This window comes from Pseudarthrobacter sp. LMD1-1-1.1, assembly GCF_040676255.1.
GTDB lineage: Bacteria > Actinomycetota > Actinomycetes > Actinomycetales > Micrococcaceae > Arthrobacter.
This window is the reverse complement of sequence record NZ_JBEGHP010000001.1, coordinates 836416-856333: the sequence shown is the minus strand read 5'-3', so window position 1 is coordinate 856333 and position 19918 is coordinate 836416. Positions and strand designations below refer to the sequence as shown.

At 64.6% G+C, this 19918-nt stretch carries 12 protein-coding genes; 3 read left to right on the top strand and 9 right to left on the bottom strand.

All coding sequences use genetic code 11. From position 1 onward, the window contains the following. Positions 1-13: 13 nt before the first annotated feature. Positions 14-490 (bottom strand): GtrA family protein, encoded by a 477-nt coding sequence (locus tag MRBLMD1_RS04095; RefSeq protein ID WP_275179516.1) that lies wholly within the window; start codon positions 488-490, stop codon positions 14-16. A 75-nt stretch (positions 491-565) separates the two neighbouring features. Between MRBLMD1_RS04095 and MRBLMD1_RS04090 the strand changes: the two genes are divergently transcribed. Further along, on the top strand, positions 566-2149 hold the full coding sequence (locus MRBLMD1_RS04090; protein WP_364397646.1) for a DUF2142 domain-containing protein: 1584 nt from the start codon (positions 566-568) through the stop codon (positions 2147-2149). Positions 2150-2216: 67 nt separating this feature from the next. On the opposite strand, the gene MRBLMD1_RS04085 is transcribed toward MRBLMD1_RS04090, so the two are convergent. From MRBLMD1_RS04085 to MRBLMD1_RS04075, 3 genes are all read right to left on the bottom strand, one after another. Continuing rightward, on the bottom strand, positions 2217-4187 hold the full coding sequence (locus tag MRBLMD1_RS04085) for a glycosyltransferase (protein WP_224026515.1): 1971 nt from the start codon (positions 4185-4187) through the stop codon (positions 2217-2219). Next, positions 4184-5371: a UDP-galactopyranose mutase gene (glf, locus tag MRBLMD1_RS04080; protein WP_364397644.1), complete on the bottom strand. Its 1188-nt coding sequence runs from the start codon at positions 5369-5371 to the stop codon at positions 4184-4186. Before glf ends, MRBLMD1_RS04085 begins: the two co-directional genes overlap by 4 nt. Positions 5372-5494: 123 nt before the next feature. Then, the gene (locus MRBLMD1_RS04075) at positions 5495-6079 is read right to left on the bottom strand and encodes an acyltransferase (RefSeq protein WP_236560757.1); all 585 of its coding nucleotides are present in this window, start codon (positions 6077-6079) and stop codon (positions 5495-5497) included. A gap of 181 nt (positions 6080-6260) precedes the next feature. Between MRBLMD1_RS04075 and MRBLMD1_RS04070 the strand changes: the two genes are divergently transcribed. Continuing rightward, entirely contained in the window at positions 6261-10340 is a 4080-nt protein-coding gene (locus MRBLMD1_RS04070) for an FtsK/SpoIIIE domain-containing protein (RefSeq protein WP_364397641.1), read from the top strand. A 57-nt stretch (positions 10341-10397) separates the two neighbouring features. Here MRBLMD1_RS04070 and MRBLMD1_RS04065 read toward each other — a convergent pair whose 3' ends face one another. Continuing rightward, complete coding sequence (locus MRBLMD1_RS04065) at positions 10398-10790, bottom strand: hypothetical protein (RefSeq protein ID WP_364398014.1); 393 nt, start codon at positions 10788-10790, stop codon at positions 10398-10400. Between the two features lie 325 nt (positions 10791-11115). On the opposite strand from MRBLMD1_RS04065, the gene MRBLMD1_RS04060 reads away from it, so the two are divergent. After that, the gene (locus MRBLMD1_RS04060) at positions 11116-11364 is read left to right on the top strand and encodes a WhiB family transcriptional regulator (RefSeq protein ID WP_003804966.1); all 249 of its coding nucleotides are present in this window, start codon (positions 11116-11118) and stop codon (positions 11362-11364) included. 138 nt (positions 11365-11502) lie between these two features. Here the strand turns inward: MRBLMD1_RS04060 and MRBLMD1_RS04055 are convergent, their stop codons facing one another. From MRBLMD1_RS04055 to MRBLMD1_RS04040, 4 genes are read right to left on the bottom strand one after another with little or no spacing between them, the layout of a single operon-like run. Continuing rightward, the gene (locus MRBLMD1_RS04055) at positions 11503-12969 is read right to left on the bottom strand and encodes a sensor histidine kinase (protein WP_159631565.1); all 1467 of its coding nucleotides are present in this window, start codon (positions 12967-12969) and stop codon (positions 11503-11505) included. A gap of 27 nt (positions 12970-12996) precedes the next feature. Further along, positions 12997-17850, bottom strand: coding sequence for an NAD-glutamate dehydrogenase (locus tag MRBLMD1_RS04050; RefSeq protein WP_364397639.1), 4854 nt, complete (start codon positions 17848-17850; stop codon positions 12997-12999). A 55-nt stretch (positions 17851-17905) separates the two neighbouring features. Next, complete coding sequence (locus MRBLMD1_RS04045) at positions 17906-19210, bottom strand: AAA family ATPase (protein ID WP_364397637.1); 1305 nt, start codon at positions 19208-19210, stop codon at positions 17906-17908. Next, entirely contained in the window at positions 19207-19848 is a 642-nt protein-coding gene (locus MRBLMD1_RS04040; RefSeq protein ID WP_159631562.1) for a hypothetical protein, read from the bottom strand. Before MRBLMD1_RS04040 ends, MRBLMD1_RS04045 begins: the two co-directional genes overlap by 4 nt. Positions 19849-19918: the final 70 nt, after the last annotated feature.

Sequence of the window (19918 nt, the reverse complement as noted above, 5' to 3'; positions counted from 1 at the left end):
CACCCGCGTCGCCTTATGGGCGTGTCTCTTCCGGTGTACGCCGGAAGATCCAGTGCCGGTACAGGAAGTAATTCCACGCCGTCGTAAGGATCGTGGCAGCTGTCTTGCCGATGACGTAGGTCCAGCCGACGGCGTCAAACCCAGTGACGATGAGATCGCTGATCACGATGTTGACGATGACCAACAGGATGTACTTCAGCGCGCTGATGCTGCCACTGTTGTTGGCGCGGAACGTGAACAGGCGCTGCAGGAGGAAGTTGAAGACCAGGCTCACGATAAACGCGATGGGAGTCGCTATCCACAGCGGGACATCGAAAATTTCGTGGAGGATGGCCAGCAGCCCGAGGTCCAGGGCAAACGAAACGCCGCCAACGAGCAGGAACCTGACCACCGGGTGCCGGTAGAGCCCCATGACCATCCCCGGAACAGCTGGAGCAGCTTCGACGGGGGTTTCCGGTGATGAAGACGTGCCTGACGGCGGTGTTGGCATGGGTGGGTGATCCTCTCATGGTTGCGGAGTGTTCAGCCTCTGCACAGCCCGCCTCCAAGTATCCTTAAAGCTATCATGCCGTATTCCACTCGCTCCTTGCCCATGCCCAAAATCAGGACTGCCGGCCCGCGCCGCATCCCGCCGTCGCCCCTCCGGGTCCTCATCGTTGCTTGGCTGATTTTCGGCTCCATTGGCAGCGTCTGGAGCTTCGCGTCCCCCCTGATGTCCGTCCCTGACGAACCCGCGCACGCCATCAAGGCCGCTGCGGTGGCCAGAGGGCAACTTATGGGTACGGGATCGGGAGTGCAGGGCGATCCGTTGGTTGTCCAGGTCCCAGGATACATTGCGAACCTGAATGTCCGCAGTTGCTTTGCCCAGCACTCGAACATCACCGCGGACTGCGCCAAGCCGGTTGACGCAACGGACCGCGGCTGGACCGCAGGAAAGACGTCCGCCGGAAACTACAATCCTGTCTATTACGCGATCGTCGGCATGGGAAGCCGGGGCCTCAGTGGTGAGCCGGCAATCTACGCCATGAGAATCATCAGCAGCTGGCTCGTCGGATTCTTCCTGGCAGCAATCTTCACGGCCGCCTTCTCGCTTCGCCACTTCAGGCGGCCCGTCATCGCCGCCGCTGTTGCCCTGACGCCGGCGGTGTTCTTCCTCTCCGGTTCCATTAACCCCAATGCTCTGGAAATAGCAACCACCGGCGCCGTTTTCCTCAGCCTGTGCGCCGTCTTTGAACAGGTGGCTGGCAGGACATCACTGCAACAGCTCCCGCTGGTTCTCCTTACCCTGTCCGCATCGCTCCTGGCGCACACCCGTCCGCTTTCTCTGCTGTGGCTGGCGCTTGCTGCGATCGCAGCCGTGCTGTGCTACGGCTTCGGGACGCTTATGAAGACCCTGGCCCAGCGCGGCTTCCAGATCGCCATGGGCATCATTGCGTTGTCGTGCGTGTTCGCTCTGTGGTGGGTCTTCGCCGCCAGGAGCTTTGACAGCCTTCTTGCGGGCGCACCGATGCGGGCAGAAGACGCGGCCGTCGCCATGCTGGATAAGACGGTGTTCTTCATGGTCGAGTACGTCGGTGTCCTCGGCTGGATCGACACCATGCCCCCGCCGGGCACCCTTTACACCTGGGTACTCGGATTCGGCGCCCTGCTGTTTCTCGCCTACACAGCCCGCCCCGTGCGCGGCCGCTGGGTCATGGCCCTGCTCACGGTCACAGTCATCGCCGTGCCCACCGCGCTCCAGGCAAGTTCGAGTGAGAAGCTCGGCTGGATCTGGCAGGGCCGCTACGCACTCGCCATGGTGGTGACCTTGATTCTGGCAGCCGGGGTAACCACGCGGTTCCGCCAGTTCCGGATCACACCGTGGACCAAGTCCATGATCCGCTGGGGCCTGGTCCTGGGCGTCCTCGCCCACACGTACATCTTCCTGGAGGGACTGCGGCGCTACACCATCGGCATTCAGGATCACGTCAACTGGACTGAAATGTTTGATCCCCGCTGGCAGCCGCCGCTGACCTGGCAGGGCCTCGCCGTCATTTACATCGCACTTCTGGCAGCCGGTGCCGTGTGCCTGTACCGCCTGCTCACGGTGAAACCTGCAGGGGCCAGCCTGCCGAGTGCACATGCAGTATCCGCCGGGGACCGGGCCTAAGCCCCACCTGGAACGTGAAACGGCTGCCGGATGTGAATCCGGCAGCCGTTTCGTTGTTTAAGTGCAGCTACCCGTCCCCGTGGAAGGTTTTCCGCCACGCCTCCATGGATACCAGGTCCGCAAGCGCTGCGCGGTAGTCCGCCGCCAAGGCGTCCCAGTTTTTATAGAGCGCCGCGTGCTGAAGAGCGGACTGGCCCAGCATGGCTTTCAGCTTTTTTGGGTCGCGTTTATACCAGGAGGCGGCTGTTCCCTCGGCGTTGGATACTACGACGGAATCAAACTGCGCCGTACGGAACCACCTGTTGTCGACGTGGGCAAGGTAACCCTGCGGGCGTTCGAGCGAAGCCGGGGATGGCTGCTTAAGCAACTGCCGGGCCACTGTCGTCAGGCCCCACTTGACCATGTCCTTCTTCGCGGGCATCTGGCTGTCGGCCTGCCCCGAAAGTCCTGTCCCGAGGGAAGGTGCAGGAAAATCGTCAATGTCTTCACGCAGCTGTGCATCGGGGAAGGAGTCCCGCATCTTGTTGATGCTGGCCAGCTTGGTGGCGAGGGACGGATGCAGGTGGGAGGGACCGGTCATCAGGTCCGACCTCGCCGTCAGCCGGTTCTGCACCGTGAAGTACTGCAGCGAGACGAGGTGCTTTACGTCTTCCTGGAAAGATTCCCGCAATACGGAGCCGCCCTTCGGTTGGGGGCTGTGGAGGAGGGCGGTTATCAGGCGGTTCCGGTTATGGAAATATGCCTGCCAGCCAACCAGGTCGTCTTTGTCAATCCATGAGATATGCCAGAGCGCTGCGCCGGGCAACGATACGGTCCGGTAGCCGGCGGCCCGGGCGCGCAGCCCGTACTCCGAGTCGTCCCATTTGATGAACAAAGGCAGCGGAAGGCCGATGTCGCGTATGACGGAAGTGGGTATCAGGCACATCCACCAGCCGTTGTAGTCGACGTCGACGCGCCTGTGCAGCCACGGCGTCTGCCGGAGGTTCGACACACTGAAGTCGTGCCGCATCTGCATGTCCTGGTGTGGCTGGCTGGGTGAAAACCGCCGAGAATCAATCGTTTCGCCCATTGAATACAGCGTGCTGCGGCTGTACAGGTCGAACATGTGGCCGCCGACGATGGTGGGCTTACGGCAGCGGCCGGAGAACGCCATCATGCGCAGGATGCTCTCCGGCTCCATCACAACGTCGTCGTCAAGGAGCAGAACGTAATCGCTGCCGTTTTCAACAGCTTCATACATTCCGCGGGCGAACCCTCCGGAACCACCCAGGTTCGCCTGGTCGATCACTCGGAGCTTGGGGCCGATGCTGGCAGCGACTTCAGCGAAGCCGGGTTGATCGGCCACCTTTACGGTGCCCTGGTCAACAATCAGTACTTCCCGGGCCACCTCGAGCGCTTCCGGGTGTTCTGCCAGTGCACGGACGTTGGCAAGGCAGAAGTCCGGCTTGTTCATTGTGGTGATCTGAATGGTGGCTGTTTCAAGGGGGCGCTCTGCGGGAGCCCCTTCCCAGCGGGCCTCACCGAGGATAAGGTCACCCCGGCTTGAGGCCAGGTCGAACCAATACCACCCGCCGTCGCCAAAGGGTTTGATGGAAAGATTGAACTCTGTTCGTGAGTCGCCCTCGACTCTCGTGCCATCCACGCGTTGAATGGTGCCGCGTGCGTTTGATTTGTAGACGGTGATGGATCCGTGGCCGGACGTCTCGACCACCAGGCGAACCTCGCGCAGGTGTGTCCACCTCCGCCAGTAGCTGGCGGGAAACGCGTTGAAGTACGTTCCCAGCGAGATTTGCTCCCCTGAACGCACGCGGAGGGAGAACCGGGACAGCAGGTCGTCGAAGTGCACCTCCCGCTGGCTGGAACCCACAAGTTGCAGCTTGTCCTCTGCCCGTTTGGGATTCCGGGCCGACTCATCGCTTTCCCGGAAACGTATCCCTGTTGCCGGGCCGGGGTCCGCATAGAGCGACATCGTGTCGACTCCGGATTCCGGCGGGAATATCACCCGCTGGAGTGTCGCCCAGCCCGGCGAACCGCTCATGCGTCCACGCCTCCGCTTTCCAGCTTCACGCCGCTTTCGAAGTGCGGCCTGATCTTGTTGTCGAACATGCTCAGCGCGGACCCGATGGCCATGTGCATGTCCAGGTACTTGTAGGTGCCGAGGCGGCCGCCAAACAGGACATCCTTCTCCGCGTTGGCGAGGTCGCGGTACTTGAGCAGCCGCTCCCTGTCCGCCGAGGTGTTGACCGGGTAGTAGGGCTCATCGCCCTTCTCCGCAAAGCGCGAGAACTCGCGCATGATGACAGTCTTCTCACTCTGGTAGTCGCGCTCAGGGTGGAAGTGGCGGGGTTCGATGATGCGGGTGTAGGGGACGTCGTCGTCGTTGTAGTTCACAACGGACGTGCCCTGGAAGTCGCCCACCTCAAGGACTTCTTCTTCGAAGTCGATGGTGCGCCAGGACAAGTCGCCCTCGGCGTAGTCGAAGTAGCGGTCAACCGGGCCGGTGTAAACAACGGGGATGTTGCCCACCACTATGTTCTTGCTGTACTCGTGGGACTCATCGAAGAAGTCGGTGTTGAGCCGCACCTCGATGTTGGGGTGCTCCGCCATCTTCTCGATCCAGGCGGTGTAGCCGTTGGTGGGCAGCCCCTCGTACTTGTCGTTGAAGTACCGGTTGTCGTAGTTGTAGCGCACGGGCAGCCGGGAGATGATGCCGGCCGGCAGGTCCTTGGGATCCGTCTGCCACTGCTTGCCGGTGTAGTGCTTGATGAAAGCCTCGTACAGTGGGCGGCCGATCAGCTGGATGCCCTTGTCGTTCAGGTTCTGGGGGTCGGTTCCCGCCAGCTCGCCGGCCTGCTCCTGGATGAGGTCCCGTGCCTGGCCCGGTGTGAGGTTGGCGCGGAAGAACTGGTTGATCGTGGCCAGGTTGATCGGCAGCGAATAGACCTCGCCTTTATGGACGCCGTAGACCTTGTGCACGTAGTCGGTGAAGGTGGTGAACCTGTTGACGTACTCCCACACGCGTTCGTTGGAGGTGTGGAAAAGGTGGGCACCATACCGGTGGATCTCGATCCCGGTCTGTTCTTCCTTTTCGCTGTACGCGTTGCCTCCGATGTGGTGACGGCGGTCGATGACGACGACCTTCAGGCCGAGCTCGGTGGCGGCCTGTTCTGCGATTGTCAGGCCAAAAAAGCCGGACCCTACGATGACGAGGTCAGCGGTCACAAAATCTCCTGGTTCGAATGCGGGCAGCGCAAAGGCGTGCATTGTCTGCTGCTCCAGCCTACCCGAGGGACCGCAGGGCCCGTCGAATCAGCCTGCCCGCTGTGAGCTGGTGCACACGTCGTTTCAGGCAGGGCGCAGCACTCCGCCGCCCTCCAGGTAGGTGTCCCCCGTTTCCGGGCAGATCCACTGCCTGCCCTCCTGCAGGAGAGGCTTGCCCGCCTTCCCGACCCATCCGATTCGTCGCGCGGGGACTCCCGCCATCAGGGCAAAGTCCGGCACGTCCTTGGTGACGACGGCGCCTGCCGCCACCATGGCCCACGCACCGACCGTCACGGGTGCTATGCAGACGGCGCGGGCGCCGATGGCTGCTCCCTGCCGGATGGTGACGCCCACTTTGTCCCAGTCATCCTCCGTCTTCAGGCTGCCCTCCGGTGTCACCGCACGGGGAAAGACGTCGTTGGTCAGGACCACCGCCGGGCCGATGAACACTCCCGCCTCCAAAACTGCCGGCTCGTACACCAGTGCGTAGTTCTGGACCTTGCAGTTCTCCCCCAGGACCACGCCAGGGCCAATATAGGCGCCGCGGCCGACAACGCAGTTCTCCCCCAGGCGCGCTGCCTCCCTGATCTGGGCAAGGTGCCACACCTTGCTGCCTGCGCCTATGCGGGCTCCGGCGTCGACGTCCGCACTGTCAGCGATCGTGTTCAAAAGGGACTCCTTCGCTGCTGTCGGACCGCCTGGCCCGGTCCAGGGTGTAGTGATCCTAACCGGGCTGCCGCCTTCCGGGGAGGCCGGAAACCACACGTTTATCCACATAGGCCGTGAAACGCCTGCCGGGCGCGGCGCGCCCTGGCTAGCGTGTGGCTACATGCACGAAGGATCCCAAGCGATGACACTCAACTGCACACTGGTTGGCGGCCCGGGATCATCACAGGACCAGCCGCCCGTGGAACTGTCCATTAGCGCCCCGGCCGGCACGCCAGGCGAGATGATCCACGAGCAGCTGGTCCGGAAGTTCCGTACGGGCGCCGTCACCGTAGATGGGGAGGACCTGCGTTGCGTGGCCTTCGGAGTACCCCCGCTAATAGAGGCCGCGATCCTTGTCGACGGCGGCCCCATCCCGTCAACCCGGCGGCCGCGGCGCCGGCCGTCCCCTGAAGCCGCGGCTCCCCTGGCTCTTGCCGTCGACAGCGGCGCCGCCGCGGGGACGGTCGTTCCGTTGCGGCGCGGCAGATACAGCATCGGCCGAAGCGGAACGCGGATAGTCATCGCGGACCCGGAGTTGTCGCGTGAACACGCGCGGGTTGTGGTCACGGACACCGACATCCTGTTGATCGATTTGGACAGTGCCAACGGCACCTATGTTGACGGCGAAAGGATCCGGACCAAGGTCATCTCCACGGATTCCAGCATCAGATGTGGGCAATCGACCCTGTCGCTGATATTTGCAGACCCGCCAGGGCGGGCACTTGCTGACGCCGGCCAGTCCGTGACGGAGCCCATTGTCGTACCCGCCCGCGTTGACGCCGGAAACCGGGCAGCACTCGTTCTCACCGCGGTTCTCCCACTGGCAGCCGGGGTGCTGCTGGCCGTACTCACGGGGATGTGGATGTTCCTTGCCTTCTCCGCCGCTTCCGCATGCGCCGTCCTCGTTCCTGCTGCCAGCGGACGGCGGCAGAGACGGGACCTGTCCGCTGCCCTGCAGTCCGCGGTGAAGGAAGACAGGGAACGACGACGGCGGAGTGCACCGCCCCTGTCCCTCGTCGCCTTGACAGCACCACGGGGCAAGGAGACGTCCGGTCCCGGCTCCGGCGAAGGCGTCTGGTTGCGGCTGGGCCAGGCAGAGCAGGCGGCCAACGTCCGGATTGAACCGGCAGGCGCCGGTCCCGCGGTTCCACCGGCAGGGGCGGTCCCCCTGGTCCTGGACCCGGACCGCGGACTCACCACCATTGGCGGTCCGCGGTCCGCCACTGACGGCGCCATCCGGTCCATACTCATGCAGCTGGGTGGGTATCCGCGCGCAGGCGCAACTCACGTGCTGGTTCATGGGAAGCCGGGAAGCCTGCCACTCGCCGCCCGGTATCTGCCCAGGGTGACTCTCGCTGCCACACCACAGGCAGCCCTCAGTGTGGTGACCAGCGGTCATCCGCACGGCTGCGAGCGCGCCGTCCTGCTGATTCGAGGGGAAAGCGCTGAAGGGGCGGCTGATAACTCAATACGGGACGCAGCGATTCGACACGGATGGCAGGTACTCCACTTCCGGCCGGAAGAGGGGGAATGGCCCACACCGGACGTCTTTCTTTCCGAGCGCAGGTCTGTCCTCCTCGAGGATTCTTGCGAGACCTTCTTTGTTCCCGATCTGGTGCCGGAGGATGTCTTCAGCGGTTTCTGCCGGAGCATGGCAGGCGCTCCGCGGCAAGGCACGATGGAAGCGGGATCCGTTCCCGCCACCTGCAGCCTCGGCGAGATCCTGCCGTTGACGCCTGCAGCCACAGCCGACCGTTGGGGCTCCAGCGGGCAAAAGGACGGGCTGGCCGTACCCTTGGGCCTCGGTGCGGCAGGAACCAAGACCGTGGATCTGCACCACGACGGGCCCCACCTGCTGGTGGCGGGCACCACAGGCTCCGGGAAATCGGAACTGCTCCGCAGCCTTACGCTCGCACTGGCCCTCAGCTATCCGCCCGAGCGGGTCAACTTCTTCCTGATCGATTTCAAGGGCGGTTCGGGGCTTGGTCCGCTGAGTGACCTCGTCCACTGTGTGGGATTGCAGACCGACCTTTCCAGCTCCGAAATGGAACGGACACTGACCTCGCTCCGGGCCGAACTGCAACTCCGGGAGCAATGCCTTGCTGCGGCCCGGGTCCCGGACCTTTCCGCGTACCGCTCCACCAAGGCGGCGGAGGACTTTGTGCTCCCCCACCTGGTCATTGTCATCGACGAGTTCAGGATGCTGGTGGAGGATGCGCCGGAGGTGCTTCGTGAGTTGCTGCGCATAGCGTCCATCGGGCGTTCCTTGGGGATCCACCTGATCATGGCAACGCAGAGGCCGCAGGGAGCGCTGACAGCGGACATCCGCGCCAACGTTACTTCCAGCATCGCACTTCGTGTGCAATCCGACATGGAGTCGGTTGATGTGGTCAATTGCAGGAGCGCTGCGGCCATCAGTGTGGACGCACCTGGCCGGGCGTTCCTGGCCCGTGGGACGGAGGCCGCCGAGGAGTTCCAGGGTGCGTCACTGGCCGTGGCGGCGGGAGGTGACTCATGTCCCGTGGTTGTCCACCGGACGATCGATTTTCTGGCGGGCCAGGTTACCGGGCCCGGTAAGGCGCCAGCCTCTGTGCCAACTCCGGCGGAGGCTGTGGAACCCTTGGCGGCCATGGTGCGGAACCTCTGCACCCAGCAGGAGAAGCAGGTCCCGAGGAGGCCTGTCGCCCCTCCGCTGCCGGCGGATCTGGAAGTACCCGCCTCCGGTGGTCAGTCCCCCTGCTCTGCCGTTCCCGGTTCGCGGCCGCTGGAACCCGTCAACTTGTCGGGTGAAGTCCGCCTCGGCCTCATGGACGTGCCCGAACAGCAACGGGTGGAAGCCCTGGCGTGGAGTCCTGCCCGCCACAGCCACGCAGCATTTATCGGCAACCCTGCGTCCGGTGCCGGGGCGGCCTTGGAGCTGGCTGTCCACACATTGTCGACCCATGGCAGTGAATCCCACTTTTACATACTGGACGCCACGGGAGGTTTCCTCCCACTGGCCAGTGCGGGCCGGGTGGGAGCACTGGCCGGACTGGATGATCTGCGGCGTGGAGTTCGGATTCTGGAGCGGCTTGTCCGGGAGCTGGGTCAGCGGCGGAGCCAGCCAGCCTCCGGGAAGGTGCCTCTTGTTGTCGTCGTCTCCGGCTGGGGGTCCTGGGTGTCGGCTTTGCGTGCGGGACCGCTGGCATGGGCTGAGGACCTGGTCCATGACCTGGTCCGTGACGGCGCCCAGGCAGGGATAACGCTGCTGCTCTCCGGGGAGCGGGAGCTTGTCACTGCCAGGTTCTTCGGCGCCGTTCCCAATCGATTCTATTTTCCGGCTGGTTCCACCGAGGAGGGCCGTGCCATGTGGCCGCGAATGCCCTCGGTACCCGCCATTGAAGGGAGGGCTGTTGCCTTCGGCCCGGTTTCCAACGGCGGTCCGGCTGTCTGCCAGTTCTACCGGAGCCCGGCGCCGAGTGTCCTGGGCAAAAGCGGCGCGGGATATCCGGGTGCCTCGCTGCGGCCATTCCGGCTGGAACCCCTCCCCGAGCACATCACCGTGATGGAGGTGGCAGCAGTGGCGGCACCGGCACTCCGGCTGGGTCCATCAGCCGACGCCCAGCCAGGCCGGGAACCGGCCACCGCCGGTCATCAGCTGGGGCGGCCCACAACCCCCGTGAGGCAACGGGATGTCCTCCTCGGAGTGGCCGGGGATGAGCTCGCCGCGGCGTCCTTCCGCATTCCGGCCAGCGGGCTAGTTGCCGTGCTTGGCAACCCCGGAAGCGGCAAGAGCAATACCCTGCGCGCGTTGGAGGAACTCAACGCCGGCCAACTGTGGTGCGCACATGAAGGGCCGCCCCAGGACGCGGAGGGTTTTTGGGCAGATATGCTCCTGCAGGCGGGGAGTGGTTCTTTGCCGCGGGAGGCACTGCTGCTGGTTGACGACATCGACCAGCTCGCCCCTTCGGCACTGCGGGACGTGGGCCAACTACATGCCCTCGGCCATTCCCTGGTGGTAACCGCTGGTTACAGTCCTGCGCTTCTCCATCGTGTCCCGCTCCTCATGAATGCAAGGTCATCCGGCGTCGGGATACTGCTAGGCCCGCGTTCGATCGCTGACGGCGACCTTTTCGGGATACGGTTCGACGTCGAGTCCAATCCCCCACCGGGACGTGCTGCCCTCATCACCGGGGGCCGCGCCGTCCCCCTCCAGGTGGCGTGGGCTGGAGCAGGTGGGTGACCGGCCCGCGGCCCAGGAAGCGCACAGGGTCAGCCACGAATCGGGGACGGTCCAGCCTCAGAGGGCCGGCGGTGCACTCCCTGTGCGCGAGGCATGGCTGACAACCTTGTTGGTAAACAGGAGAACAATGGCGGTGACGGCGGGGATCAGCATCGCCAGGCCGGCCAGGACCAGGCCGCTGGTCATCGTGGGCACCCCGATCGTGAGGACGAATAGCTGGGCGACCAGCGCAGCCGCCCTGGTCCACCGGTAGCCCCGGTGGAGGAAGACTGCCACTGCGTACAGCCACGCCGAAAAAGCCAGCAGGAGTCCCAAAGTGAAGACCGCACCCCAGAAGGACAGGACCGGGCTGCCGCTGAACAACTCGTAGGCATACCAGCCTGCCGCCGCCAGGAGGGCAGTGGCCTCGGCAGCCGCAACGACGGCAACGACTTTAGCGGCTGCGGGCACCGGGTCCGGCCGCCCGCTGGTCCGGCGGTCGGGGACGCCGCCGGGTTGGTCGGAAAAGGATGGGGTACCTGCTGGGTCTACCGGGGGTCTTGACACACTGGCACCCTACCGGACATAGTCGGACACTGGTGAGGGCCGGAGCCGCCACTGTGATGCATCGCTCAGGTTTCACGGGATATCAGGCGTTATTACCCCTTGTTTACACAGCGTTAACATGACAGGCTTGATGCAGATGACCAAGGGGGCCCGGAGGGCCCTTTTCCTTTGTAGCCACTAGTGAATAATTTCACAAAGGCACTTCCCAGAAATGGAGCAACTGATCAGCATGGATTGGCGTAACCGCGCAGCGTGCCTCGACAAGGACCCGGAACTGTTCTTCCCCGTCGGGAATACAGGACCGGCCCTCCTGCAGATCGAGGAAGCAAAGAGCGTCTGCCGCCGGTGCCCCGTTGTCGACACCTGCCTGCAGTGGGCCCTTGAGTCCGGCCAGGACGCCGGAGTCTGGGGTGGCATGAGCGAAGACGAGCGCCGCGCCCTGAAGCGGCGCGCCGCCCGCGCACGCCGCGCCTCCTAGGAGCCCGGCGCCGGCAAGCCGGCACAGGACGACGCAACCGGCATAAAGAGGCCCTGTGACACATCCATTCCGGATTGTCACGGGGCCTCTGTCAGCTCAAGCCCGCGGCCAGGTAAACCACTGGCCGGAGCACACCTCCTACTTCCCGGCCAGGCTGAGCCGGATCTTGACTTCGGTCCCGCCGCCCTCGCGGCGCTCCCACGTGATGGTGCCGCCGAGCTCGCTCGTGACGAGCGTCCGCACAATCTGCAGGCCAAGGCCCTCCACATGCGGGGTCTGCGGAAGGCCCACGCCGTCATCGGCAATGGTTACGGTCAGCTCTTCGCCGTCCTCCGCTTCGGACCGGTCGGCAACCAGCCAGACGGTGCCGGCCCTCCCCTCAAGGCCGTGCTCCACAGCATTGGTCACCAGTTCGTTGATCACCAGGGCAAGCGGGGTGGCGAGATCGCTGGGGAGCTCCCCGAAGCTGCCGGAGCGTTCGGTCCTGACCTGCTGTGAAGGGGAAGCCACTTCCGCGGACAGCCGGAACTGGCGGCCGATCAGTTCGTCGAAATCGACGCTCTGCGTCAGCCCCTGCGACAACGTCTCATGGACCAGTGCGATGGTGGCCACGCGGCGCATGGCCTGCTCCAGGCCCTGCTTTGCTTCATCGCTCACCATGCGCCGGGACTGCATCCGCAGCAGGGCAGCCACCGTCTGCAAATTGTTCTTGACCCGGTGGTGGATTTCGCGGATGGTGGCGTCCTTGGTCACCAGCTCCATTTCACGGCGGCGCAGCTCTGAGACGTCGCGGCAGAGGACCAGCGCGCCGAACCGCTGCTGCTCATCCCGGAGCGGGATGGCACGCAGGGACAGGCTTACTCCCCTGGACTCAATCTCGCTGCGCCAGGGCATGCGGCCGGTGACTACAAGCGGCAGGGTCTCATCGACCAGCCGTCGGTCCTTGAGCAGGCCGGCGGTGACTTCAGCGAGCGAACGCCCCTCCAGGGACTCCCCGTCGCCCAGCCGGCGGAAGGCTGAAACTCCGTTCGGGCTCGCGTACTGCACCACCCCGTCGGCATCCAGCCTGATCAGCCCGTCGCCCACACGGGGAGCGCCCCGCCGGGAGCCCGTGGGCGAGGCAAAGTCCGGCCACAAGCCCAGGGTGCCCATCCTCAGGAGATCGTAGGCGCACTGCCGGTACGTCAACTCAAGCCGGGACGGCATCCGTGAACTGGAGAGGTCCATGTGGGTGGTAACAACTGCAAGTGTCCGCCCGTTGCGCACCATGGGGACAGCCTCGACCCGCAGGGCCATCTCACTGTTCCAGTTCGTCTCGCTGGAGCGCTCGATGGACCTGCTGTTCCATGCCTTGTCCACGAGCGGCTGCAGGTCGGAGCGGATGCCCTCACCCACGAAGTCACTGTGGAATGCCGTGTGCGTGGTGGAAGGACGCACGTGGGCCAGGGCAATGTAGCCAAGCTCCGGGTGGGGGAACCACAGCGCCAGGTCGGCGAACGCAAGGTCCGCAACCATCTGCCAGTCCCCCACCAGGAGGTGCAGCCATTCGGCATCGCCCGGCCCGAAATCAGCGTGCTCCCTGATGGGGTCCGTAAAGATTGCCACTGCACCTCCAGTTACGGCGCCTGCTTCCTAGCGCCGGACGATTGACCTCAAGAGCCTCAATGCTACCGACAGTGAGGCCATGTCGTCGGCCTCCAGTGCGTTCACCTCATCGAACATGCTCTTTGCCCGGCCCAGCTGCTCGGCATTCTGAGCCTCCCAGTCCTTGAGCCGCGCGTCCGGCGACCCGGTGGCGGACGTTGCGTCCAGCACCGCCGTCGTCATGTCCGACACCGTTGAGTACAGGTCATCGCGCAACGCTGCCCGTGCCAGCGCCTGCCACCGGTCCTGCCGGGGAAGGCTGCTGATCCGTTCAAGCAGCGAGTCCGCGTGGAACCGGTTGAACACGGTGTAGTAAACGGCCGCAATCTCCTCTACACGGTCCTTCCGGGAGCGGGCGATCTTGGCGATGTCCAGCAGCACGAAGCTCTCGAACAGCTCGGCCCAGCGCAGCGCAAGGCCTTCCGGGAGTTCCCACTCGCGGCCCTTCGCCAGCCACGCCGCCACACGATCGCGGTCGTCGCCGCGGAGGTAGTCCAGCAGCCGGGCCCGCATGGGATCCATCAGCGGCTTGAACTCTGCCACCACCTCGGCAATGGGGCGTGAAACACTTTCCTGGCTGAGCAGCCAGCGGACTGCCCGGTCCAGGAGCCGACGGATGTCCAGGTGCACTGTGCTCCAGTGCTCCGTGGGGAACGAGGCAGGCAGGCTGTTCAGCTCCCCCACCATCGCGTCCAGTTCATACACCTCGCGCAGCGCCACAAACGCCTTGGCCACGGCAACTTCGCTGGCGGACGTTTCCTCCATCACCCGGAAGGCAAACGTAATGCCGCCCAGGTTGATCATGTCGTTGGCCACCACCGTGGCAATGATTTCGCGGCGCAGCGGATGCGTGTCCAGTTCGGCGTCGAAACGTTCACGCAGCTGGTGCGGGAAGTAGGACCGCAGGGTGTCACGGAACCAGGGGTCATCGGCGAGGTCGCTGTCCCGCAGGGCCGACGCCAGCTCGATCTTCGCATAGGCGGCCAGTACTGACAGCTCCGGAGACGTCAGTCCCTGACCCTGCTGCAGCCGATCCCGCAGCGTTTCCGTCGTGGGCAGCGCCTCAAGGTCGCGCTTAAGGTCGGCGCTCTTCTCCAGCCAGTCCATGAGCCGCTCGTAACTTGGGCTCCACTCCGCCACGCGCGTCCGGTCGTTCAGGAGCAGGATGTTCTGGTCGATGTTGTCTTCGAGAACCAGGCGGCCCACTTCATCGGTCATGGAGGCCAGAAAGTCTGCGCGCTCCCCCGCCGGCAGCTTGCCGGCGGCAACCATCCGGTCAACGAAGATCTTGATGTTGACCTCATGGTCGGAGCAGTCCACACCGGCGGAGTTGTCGATGGCGTCCGTGTTGAGGATGACGCCCTGCAGCGCTGCTTCAATGCGGCCGCGCTGGGTCATTCCCAGGTTGCCGCCTTCGCCCACTACCTTGACCCGCAGGTCCCGGCCGTTGACCCGGATGGCATCGTTTGCTTTATCGCCAACGGAGGCGTTCGACTCGGAAGACGCCTTGACGTAGGTTCCGATTCCGCCGTTGTAGAGCAGGTCAGCCGGCGCCAGCAGGATGGCGCGCAGGAGCTCCGGCGGGCTGAGCTCAGCGGTTTCCGCCGGAAGCCCCAGCGCGGCCCGGACCTGCGGCGACACGGGAATGGACTTGGCCTGGCGGGCAAAGACACCGCCGCCTTCGCTGATCAGCGACTTGTCGTAGTCGTCCCAGGAAGACCGGGGCAGGTCGAACAGCCTCTGGCGCTCCGCGAACGAGGCTGCCTCATCCGGGTTGGGGTCCAGGAAGATGTGCCGGTGGTCAAATGCCGCCAGCAGGCGGATGTGCCGGGACAGCAGCATCCCGTTGCCGAACACGTCGCCGGACATGTCCCCCACGCCAACCACGGTGAAAGGTTCGGTCTGGGTATCCAGGTCCAGCTCGCTGAAGTGGCGCTTCACCGATTCCCAGGCGCCCCGCGCCGTGATGCCCATGGCCTTGTGGTCGTAGCCCACGGAACCGCCGGAGGCGAATGCGTCCCCCAGCCAGAAGCCGTACTCCGCGGACAGACCGTTGGCTATGTCCGAGAAAGTAGCCGTTCCCTTGTCCGCCGCGACCACAAGGTAGGAGTCGTCGTCGTCATGCCGGACAACGTTCGACGGCGGCACGAGCCGTTCGCCGTCGCCTTCGGTAAGGAGGTTGTCAGTAAGGTCCAGCAACCCGCGGATGAACGTCTTGTAGCTTTCGACGCCTTCGGCCATCCAGGCCGCGCGGTCGGTTGCGGGGTCCGGAAGCTGCTTCGCGAAGAAGCCGCCCTTGGCTCCCGTGGGCACGATGACGGCGTTCTTGACCGTCTGCGCCTTGACCAGGCCCAGGACTTCCGTGCGGAAATCCTCCCGCCTGTCGGACCAGCGGAGCCCGCCGCGGGCAACCTTGCCGAACCGCAGGTGCACACCCTCGACGCGCGGGGAGTAAACCCAGATTTCGAACATGGGCCGCGGGAACGGCAGCCCCTCAATGTGGGCGGGATCCAGCTTGAAGCTCAGGTGCGGCTTGTTCTGGTAAAAGTTGGTGCGGAGGGTGGCCTCGATCAGGTTGACGAAGGTGCGCAGCACGCGGTCGGCATCGAGAGTGGCAACTTTTTCGATGGACGCTGCCAGTTCCTGACGCACCGAAGCCTGGGCCTCACCGCGTTCACCATCGCTGATGGAGGGATCGAAGCGGGCCGCGAAGAGGGCGCTCAGCCCCCGGGTCACATCCGCGTTGGCCAGGAGCGTGTCCGCCATGAAGCCGAAGGAACTGCTGTTGCCCATCTGGCGCATGTACCGGGCGTAGGCGCGAAGCATGGTGATTTGCCGCCATTGCAGGCCTTCCCGCAACACCAGGCGGTCAAAGTTGTCCGATTCCGCAGCACCGGTGACGGCCGCGCCAAAGGAGTCGGCAAGGAGCCCGCCCGTCGACAGGGGGTCCACTCCCGCCGGGTACTTCAGCCCCAGGTCGTACAGGAAGAAGTCCCGGTGGTCTGCTGTTTCGATTTCAAAGGGCCGCTCGTCCAGGACCTCGAGGCCAAGGTTGTGGAAGTAGGGCAGGATCTGGCTCAGGCTCTTGGGCTCCAGCATGTAGAGCTTTACCCGGGCGTCTTCCTCCAGTGTTGCACCGGCGCCTTCGGGAAGATACACGTGGACTCCGGGACGGTCCTGCCGTGCCCCCGCACTCCGCTCGGCGGCGGCCCCGTACTTTTCGAACCGCGCGATGTCTTCGAGGGCGTCCTCTACTTCATAGTCCACCCGGTAGCTGGCAGGGAACGCCTCGGCCCAGGTGGCAGCCAGTTCCTTGGCTTCGGCTGGGTCCCGGCCCTCGCGCAGGACCTCCGCGATGCCTTCGCTCCAGGACCTTGCCGCCCGGACCAGCCGCTTTTCCAGCTCGTCACTGTTGACATGGCTGACGTCGGCGTCCTTGGGCAGCCGGATGCGGAAGAACAGGCGCGCGAGTGCCGATTCGGTCATGCGGGCTTCGTAGTCGATCGAGACTGCCTGGAAGGTCTCCCGAAGTTCTTGTTCGATGCGAAGCCGGACGTTGGTGGTGTACCGGTCCCGGGGCAGGTACACGACGGCGGACATGAAACGCCCGTAGATGTCGGGCCTCAGGAACAGCCGGGTACGGCGCCGTTCCTGCAACTTCTGGATACCAAGCGCAGTTGCGGCCAAATCGGGGATTTCGATCTGGAACAGCTCATCGCGTGGGTAGGTTTCCAGGATTCCCAGCAGGTCCTTGCCCGAGTGCGAGTCCGGCGGGAAGCCGGCGTTCTGAAGGACAGCATCCACCTTTTCCCGGACGATGGGGATGTCGCGGACGGAGCCGGCGTAGGCGCTGGTGGCAAAAAGGCCAATGAAGCGGCGCTCGCCGTTGACGTTGCCCGCAGCGTCGAAGCTTTTGATGCCGATGTAGTCCAGGTAGGCCGAGCGGTGCACGGTGGACCGCGAGTTGGCCTTGGTGATGACGAGGGCGCGCTTTTCCCGCGCCTTTTTACGGCCGGTATCGGTGAGGTGCTGGATGTGCGGGGAGTCCGCGGCTGCCCGCAGCAGTCCGAGGCCGCTGTCCTCGCGCAGTTCCAGGACGTCTTCGCCGTCGACGTTGAGCAGATCGTATTCGCGGTAGCCCAGGAACGTGAAGTTTCCGTCGTCCAGCCAGCGCAGCAGGTCCTTGGCCTGCCGCAATTCGGCAATCTGCGCAGAGTTGGCCACCTTGTCCAGGCTTTCGGCGATCTCCAGCGCCTTTTGGCGCATCCTTGGCCAGTCCTCGACGGCGGCCCTGACATCGTTCAGGACGCGGGTCAGGCCCGCGAGCAGGGAAGTCTTCGCTTCGTCGGAAACCCGGTGGACTTCGACGGCAATCCAGGACTCCATGTGCGAGGCATTTTCACCTTGCGCAATGAGGTGGGAAAGGTTGGGCATTGCCGCTGTGTCCCCGCTGGAAATGCCCAGATGTGCCGGAACCCTGTTGACCTTGACCAGTTCGCCCGTTTCCCGGTTCCTGGTGGCTACGAAAAGCGGGTGCACCACGAGCCGGATGGCCGCGTGCTGCCGGACAAGTTCGGCGTTGACGGAGTCGACCAGGAACGGCATGTCGTCAGTGACCACAAAGATGACGCTGCTGTCCTCTTCATCAATGATCGATATCTTCGCCTGCCCGGGCTGCCGCACGGACGCTGCCCGGCGGTGTTCCTCGGCACGGGCTTCCAGAACGTCCCGGGGGTAGCTTCGGGCATCCTCCTCAGCCAGGTGCTGGTAGTAGTCCCCCATGAAGCCTTCAAGGCCTTCAATGGAGAGGGGCTGGTCCTCCACACTGGATCCAGACGACATCGACAACGCCTCCATCAGAGATATTCGCCGCACCTTTGCAGCTCTTATGGCGAGCCTAGTCCTTTGCCCTTCGCCGTGGTGTGGAAGAAAATACAGAGGATTTGGCATTTCGCTGGGCTGGTGCACAAACCAATTCACGGATGGCACGCCGAAGCGCGGAGTCGGGGCAAGCTTCAAGCAGCAGTGACCCCGCAAGGAGTGCTGCGTCGGCGGCGCCGGCGTCGTAGGGCAGGAACGCTTTGATTTCCGACGCGGGACCGTACCGTTCCCAGGCATCCCGCAACTGGCGTTCCGGGGCTCTGCCCACGGAGGAGGAACGCACCTTGTTCATGACGATAGTGGGTGAGGCCTGCGGTACAGCGCCTTCGAGTTCGGAAAGCGCACGGACCATCCGTGGTACGCCCACGGGATCAGCCGCACCAACGGCGTAGACCTCGTGCGCCAGTTCCAGGGGACGCAGCGTCGCGGCGTTCCGCCGCGGCGCCATGGTGTCGAAGCTCAGCTCTTCATCGGCTTCGAGGCAAAAGCCGGTATCCACCACCACAACGTCCGCGATCTGCCGCGCCCGTTCAAGAACAAGTGCCAGGGCAGTGGCGCGCAGCTCGGTCCAGCGGTCCGCGCGGGTTATTCCCGTAAGCACCCGGAACGTCCCGGATGCAGTGGCGACTGTGGCGGCCACCTTCCTGAGGGCGTCCGGGTCCAGCAAACCCTGGTCGGCAAGCCTGCACGCCTGGGCAAGCCCGGCCGACTCATCCAGGAGACCCAGCACCGCCGCGACGCTTGCACCGTAGGTGTCCGCGTCGACCAGCAGGACATCCCGGCCATCGGCAGCCATCTCGCCGGCGATGTTCACCGCCACAGTGGTCCTGCCGGGCGCCCCGGCCGGACCCCAGACAACGATGAGCCTGCCCGCCGGTTCGCCCTCCGCATCAGGTCCAGGCTGCACGGGGTCCATGGCCAGCGCAGCTCCGGTGTCAGCTCCCGCGCTCAGGATGGCGGGACGGGCCGCACCTGTCAGCTGGGCAACGGCATCGGCGATCCTGTCCGAAAGCTCCGCTGAATCCACTCCCGTCAGCGCCGAGGCGACACCAATTTTGCGGAGCCGGGCCGCCTCCTCGGCATTGTCCGTCAGTGCGATGACCGCCACCCCAACAGCTCCAAGCCGGTCGACAAGGGAAGCCGTTAATCCGTCGGACCCCTCGGCCACTACGGCCGCCCTTGCCAGACCGCTTTGACAGGCAGCGAGAAGCTCGGGAAGTTCGGTGCATCGTCGAACCACTGTCACCGGACCGTGCAGCCTTTCGAGGCCGCCCACCAGGTCCTCCCGGCTTTGGCCAACGGTGACAACCGGGATACTCATCGGGCCCCGCCCGGATTCCACACAACGGATATCTTCGCGTCGTTGGCTTGGGCACCCAGCAACGCAGGCATCTGTTTGTCCTCCACCAGGACCATCAGCACGGTGGTCTTTGACGATCCGAGGGCAGTGGACCCGGTGGTGACCTCAGCGATTTCAGCTCCGGGAAGGACGAGTTTCGGCTCGCTGAATCCGTTCTTTGCATCCGGCTGCGCCACCCAGACGTCCACCCTCGCACCAGCAACCGCCTGGGACGGCAAAGTCTGCGCGATGTTGAGCGCCACCGGCTTACGGTCCAACCGGTCCACCTCCCCAAGACTTGCCCTGGGAACCAGCTGGTCCTTGGCGATCCGCTGCACAGCGACGACGTCCTGGGGCAGGCCGTCCTCCACGGTGATGTAGTGCTGCTCCGTGTCGCCCAGGCGGACCTTCGCGCGAACCACGTTCTCCGCTGTCAGGCGCTCACCCACGGCAATGCCGTCCCGCGCCGCGAAGACCTCGGTGGTGCGGTCCGCGCTGCCGACCAGGAAAGTAACCCCGGCGACGGAGACCAGGACCAGGAGAATGCCCACCAGCAACCGCGGGTCCTTCCAGGACGGGCGCTTCAGCCGTGGCGCCGTGGCGCTTGAATCAGGAACCATGCCGTTCTCCCCCTAGGTACACCGGACCTGCCCACTCTGGCCGGACTCCTCATTGTTACCGCCAGGGACC

Bases quoted from the DNA above. Each gene is read 5' to 3' on its own strand.
- MRBLMD1_RS04045 (WP_364397637.1), bottom strand. From the start codon at position 19,210: ATGAGTATCCCGGTTGTCACCGTTGGCCAAAGCCGGGAGGACCTGGTG.
- MRBLMD1_RS04050 (WP_364397639.1), bottom strand. From the start codon at position 17,850: ATGTCGTCTGGATCCAGTGTGGAGGACCAGCCCCTCTCCATTGAAGGC.
- MRBLMD1_RS04040 (WP_159631562.1), bottom strand. From the start codon at position 19,848: ATGGTTCCTGATTCAAGCGCCACGGCGCCACGGCTGAAGCGCCCGTCC.
- MRBLMD1_RS04085 (WP_224026515.1), bottom strand. From the start codon at position 4,187: ATGAGCGGTTCGCCGGGCTGGGCGACACTCCAGCGGGTGATATTCCCG.
- MRBLMD1_RS04070 (WP_364397641.1), top strand. From the start codon at position 6,261: ATGACACTCAACTGCACACTGGTTGGCGGCCCGGGATCATCACAGGAC.
- MRBLMD1_RS04090 (WP_364397646.1), top strand. From the start codon at position 566: ATGCCGTATTCCACTCGCTCCTTGCCCATGCCCAAAATCAGGACTGCC.
- MRBLMD1_RS04060 (WP_003804966.1), top strand. From the start codon at position 11,116: ATGGATTGGCGTAACCGCGCAGCGTGCCTCGACAAGGACCCGGAACTG.
- MRBLMD1_RS04095 (WP_275179516.1), bottom strand. From the start codon at position 490: ATGCCAACACCGCCGTCAGGCACGTCTTCATCACCGGAAACCCCCGTC.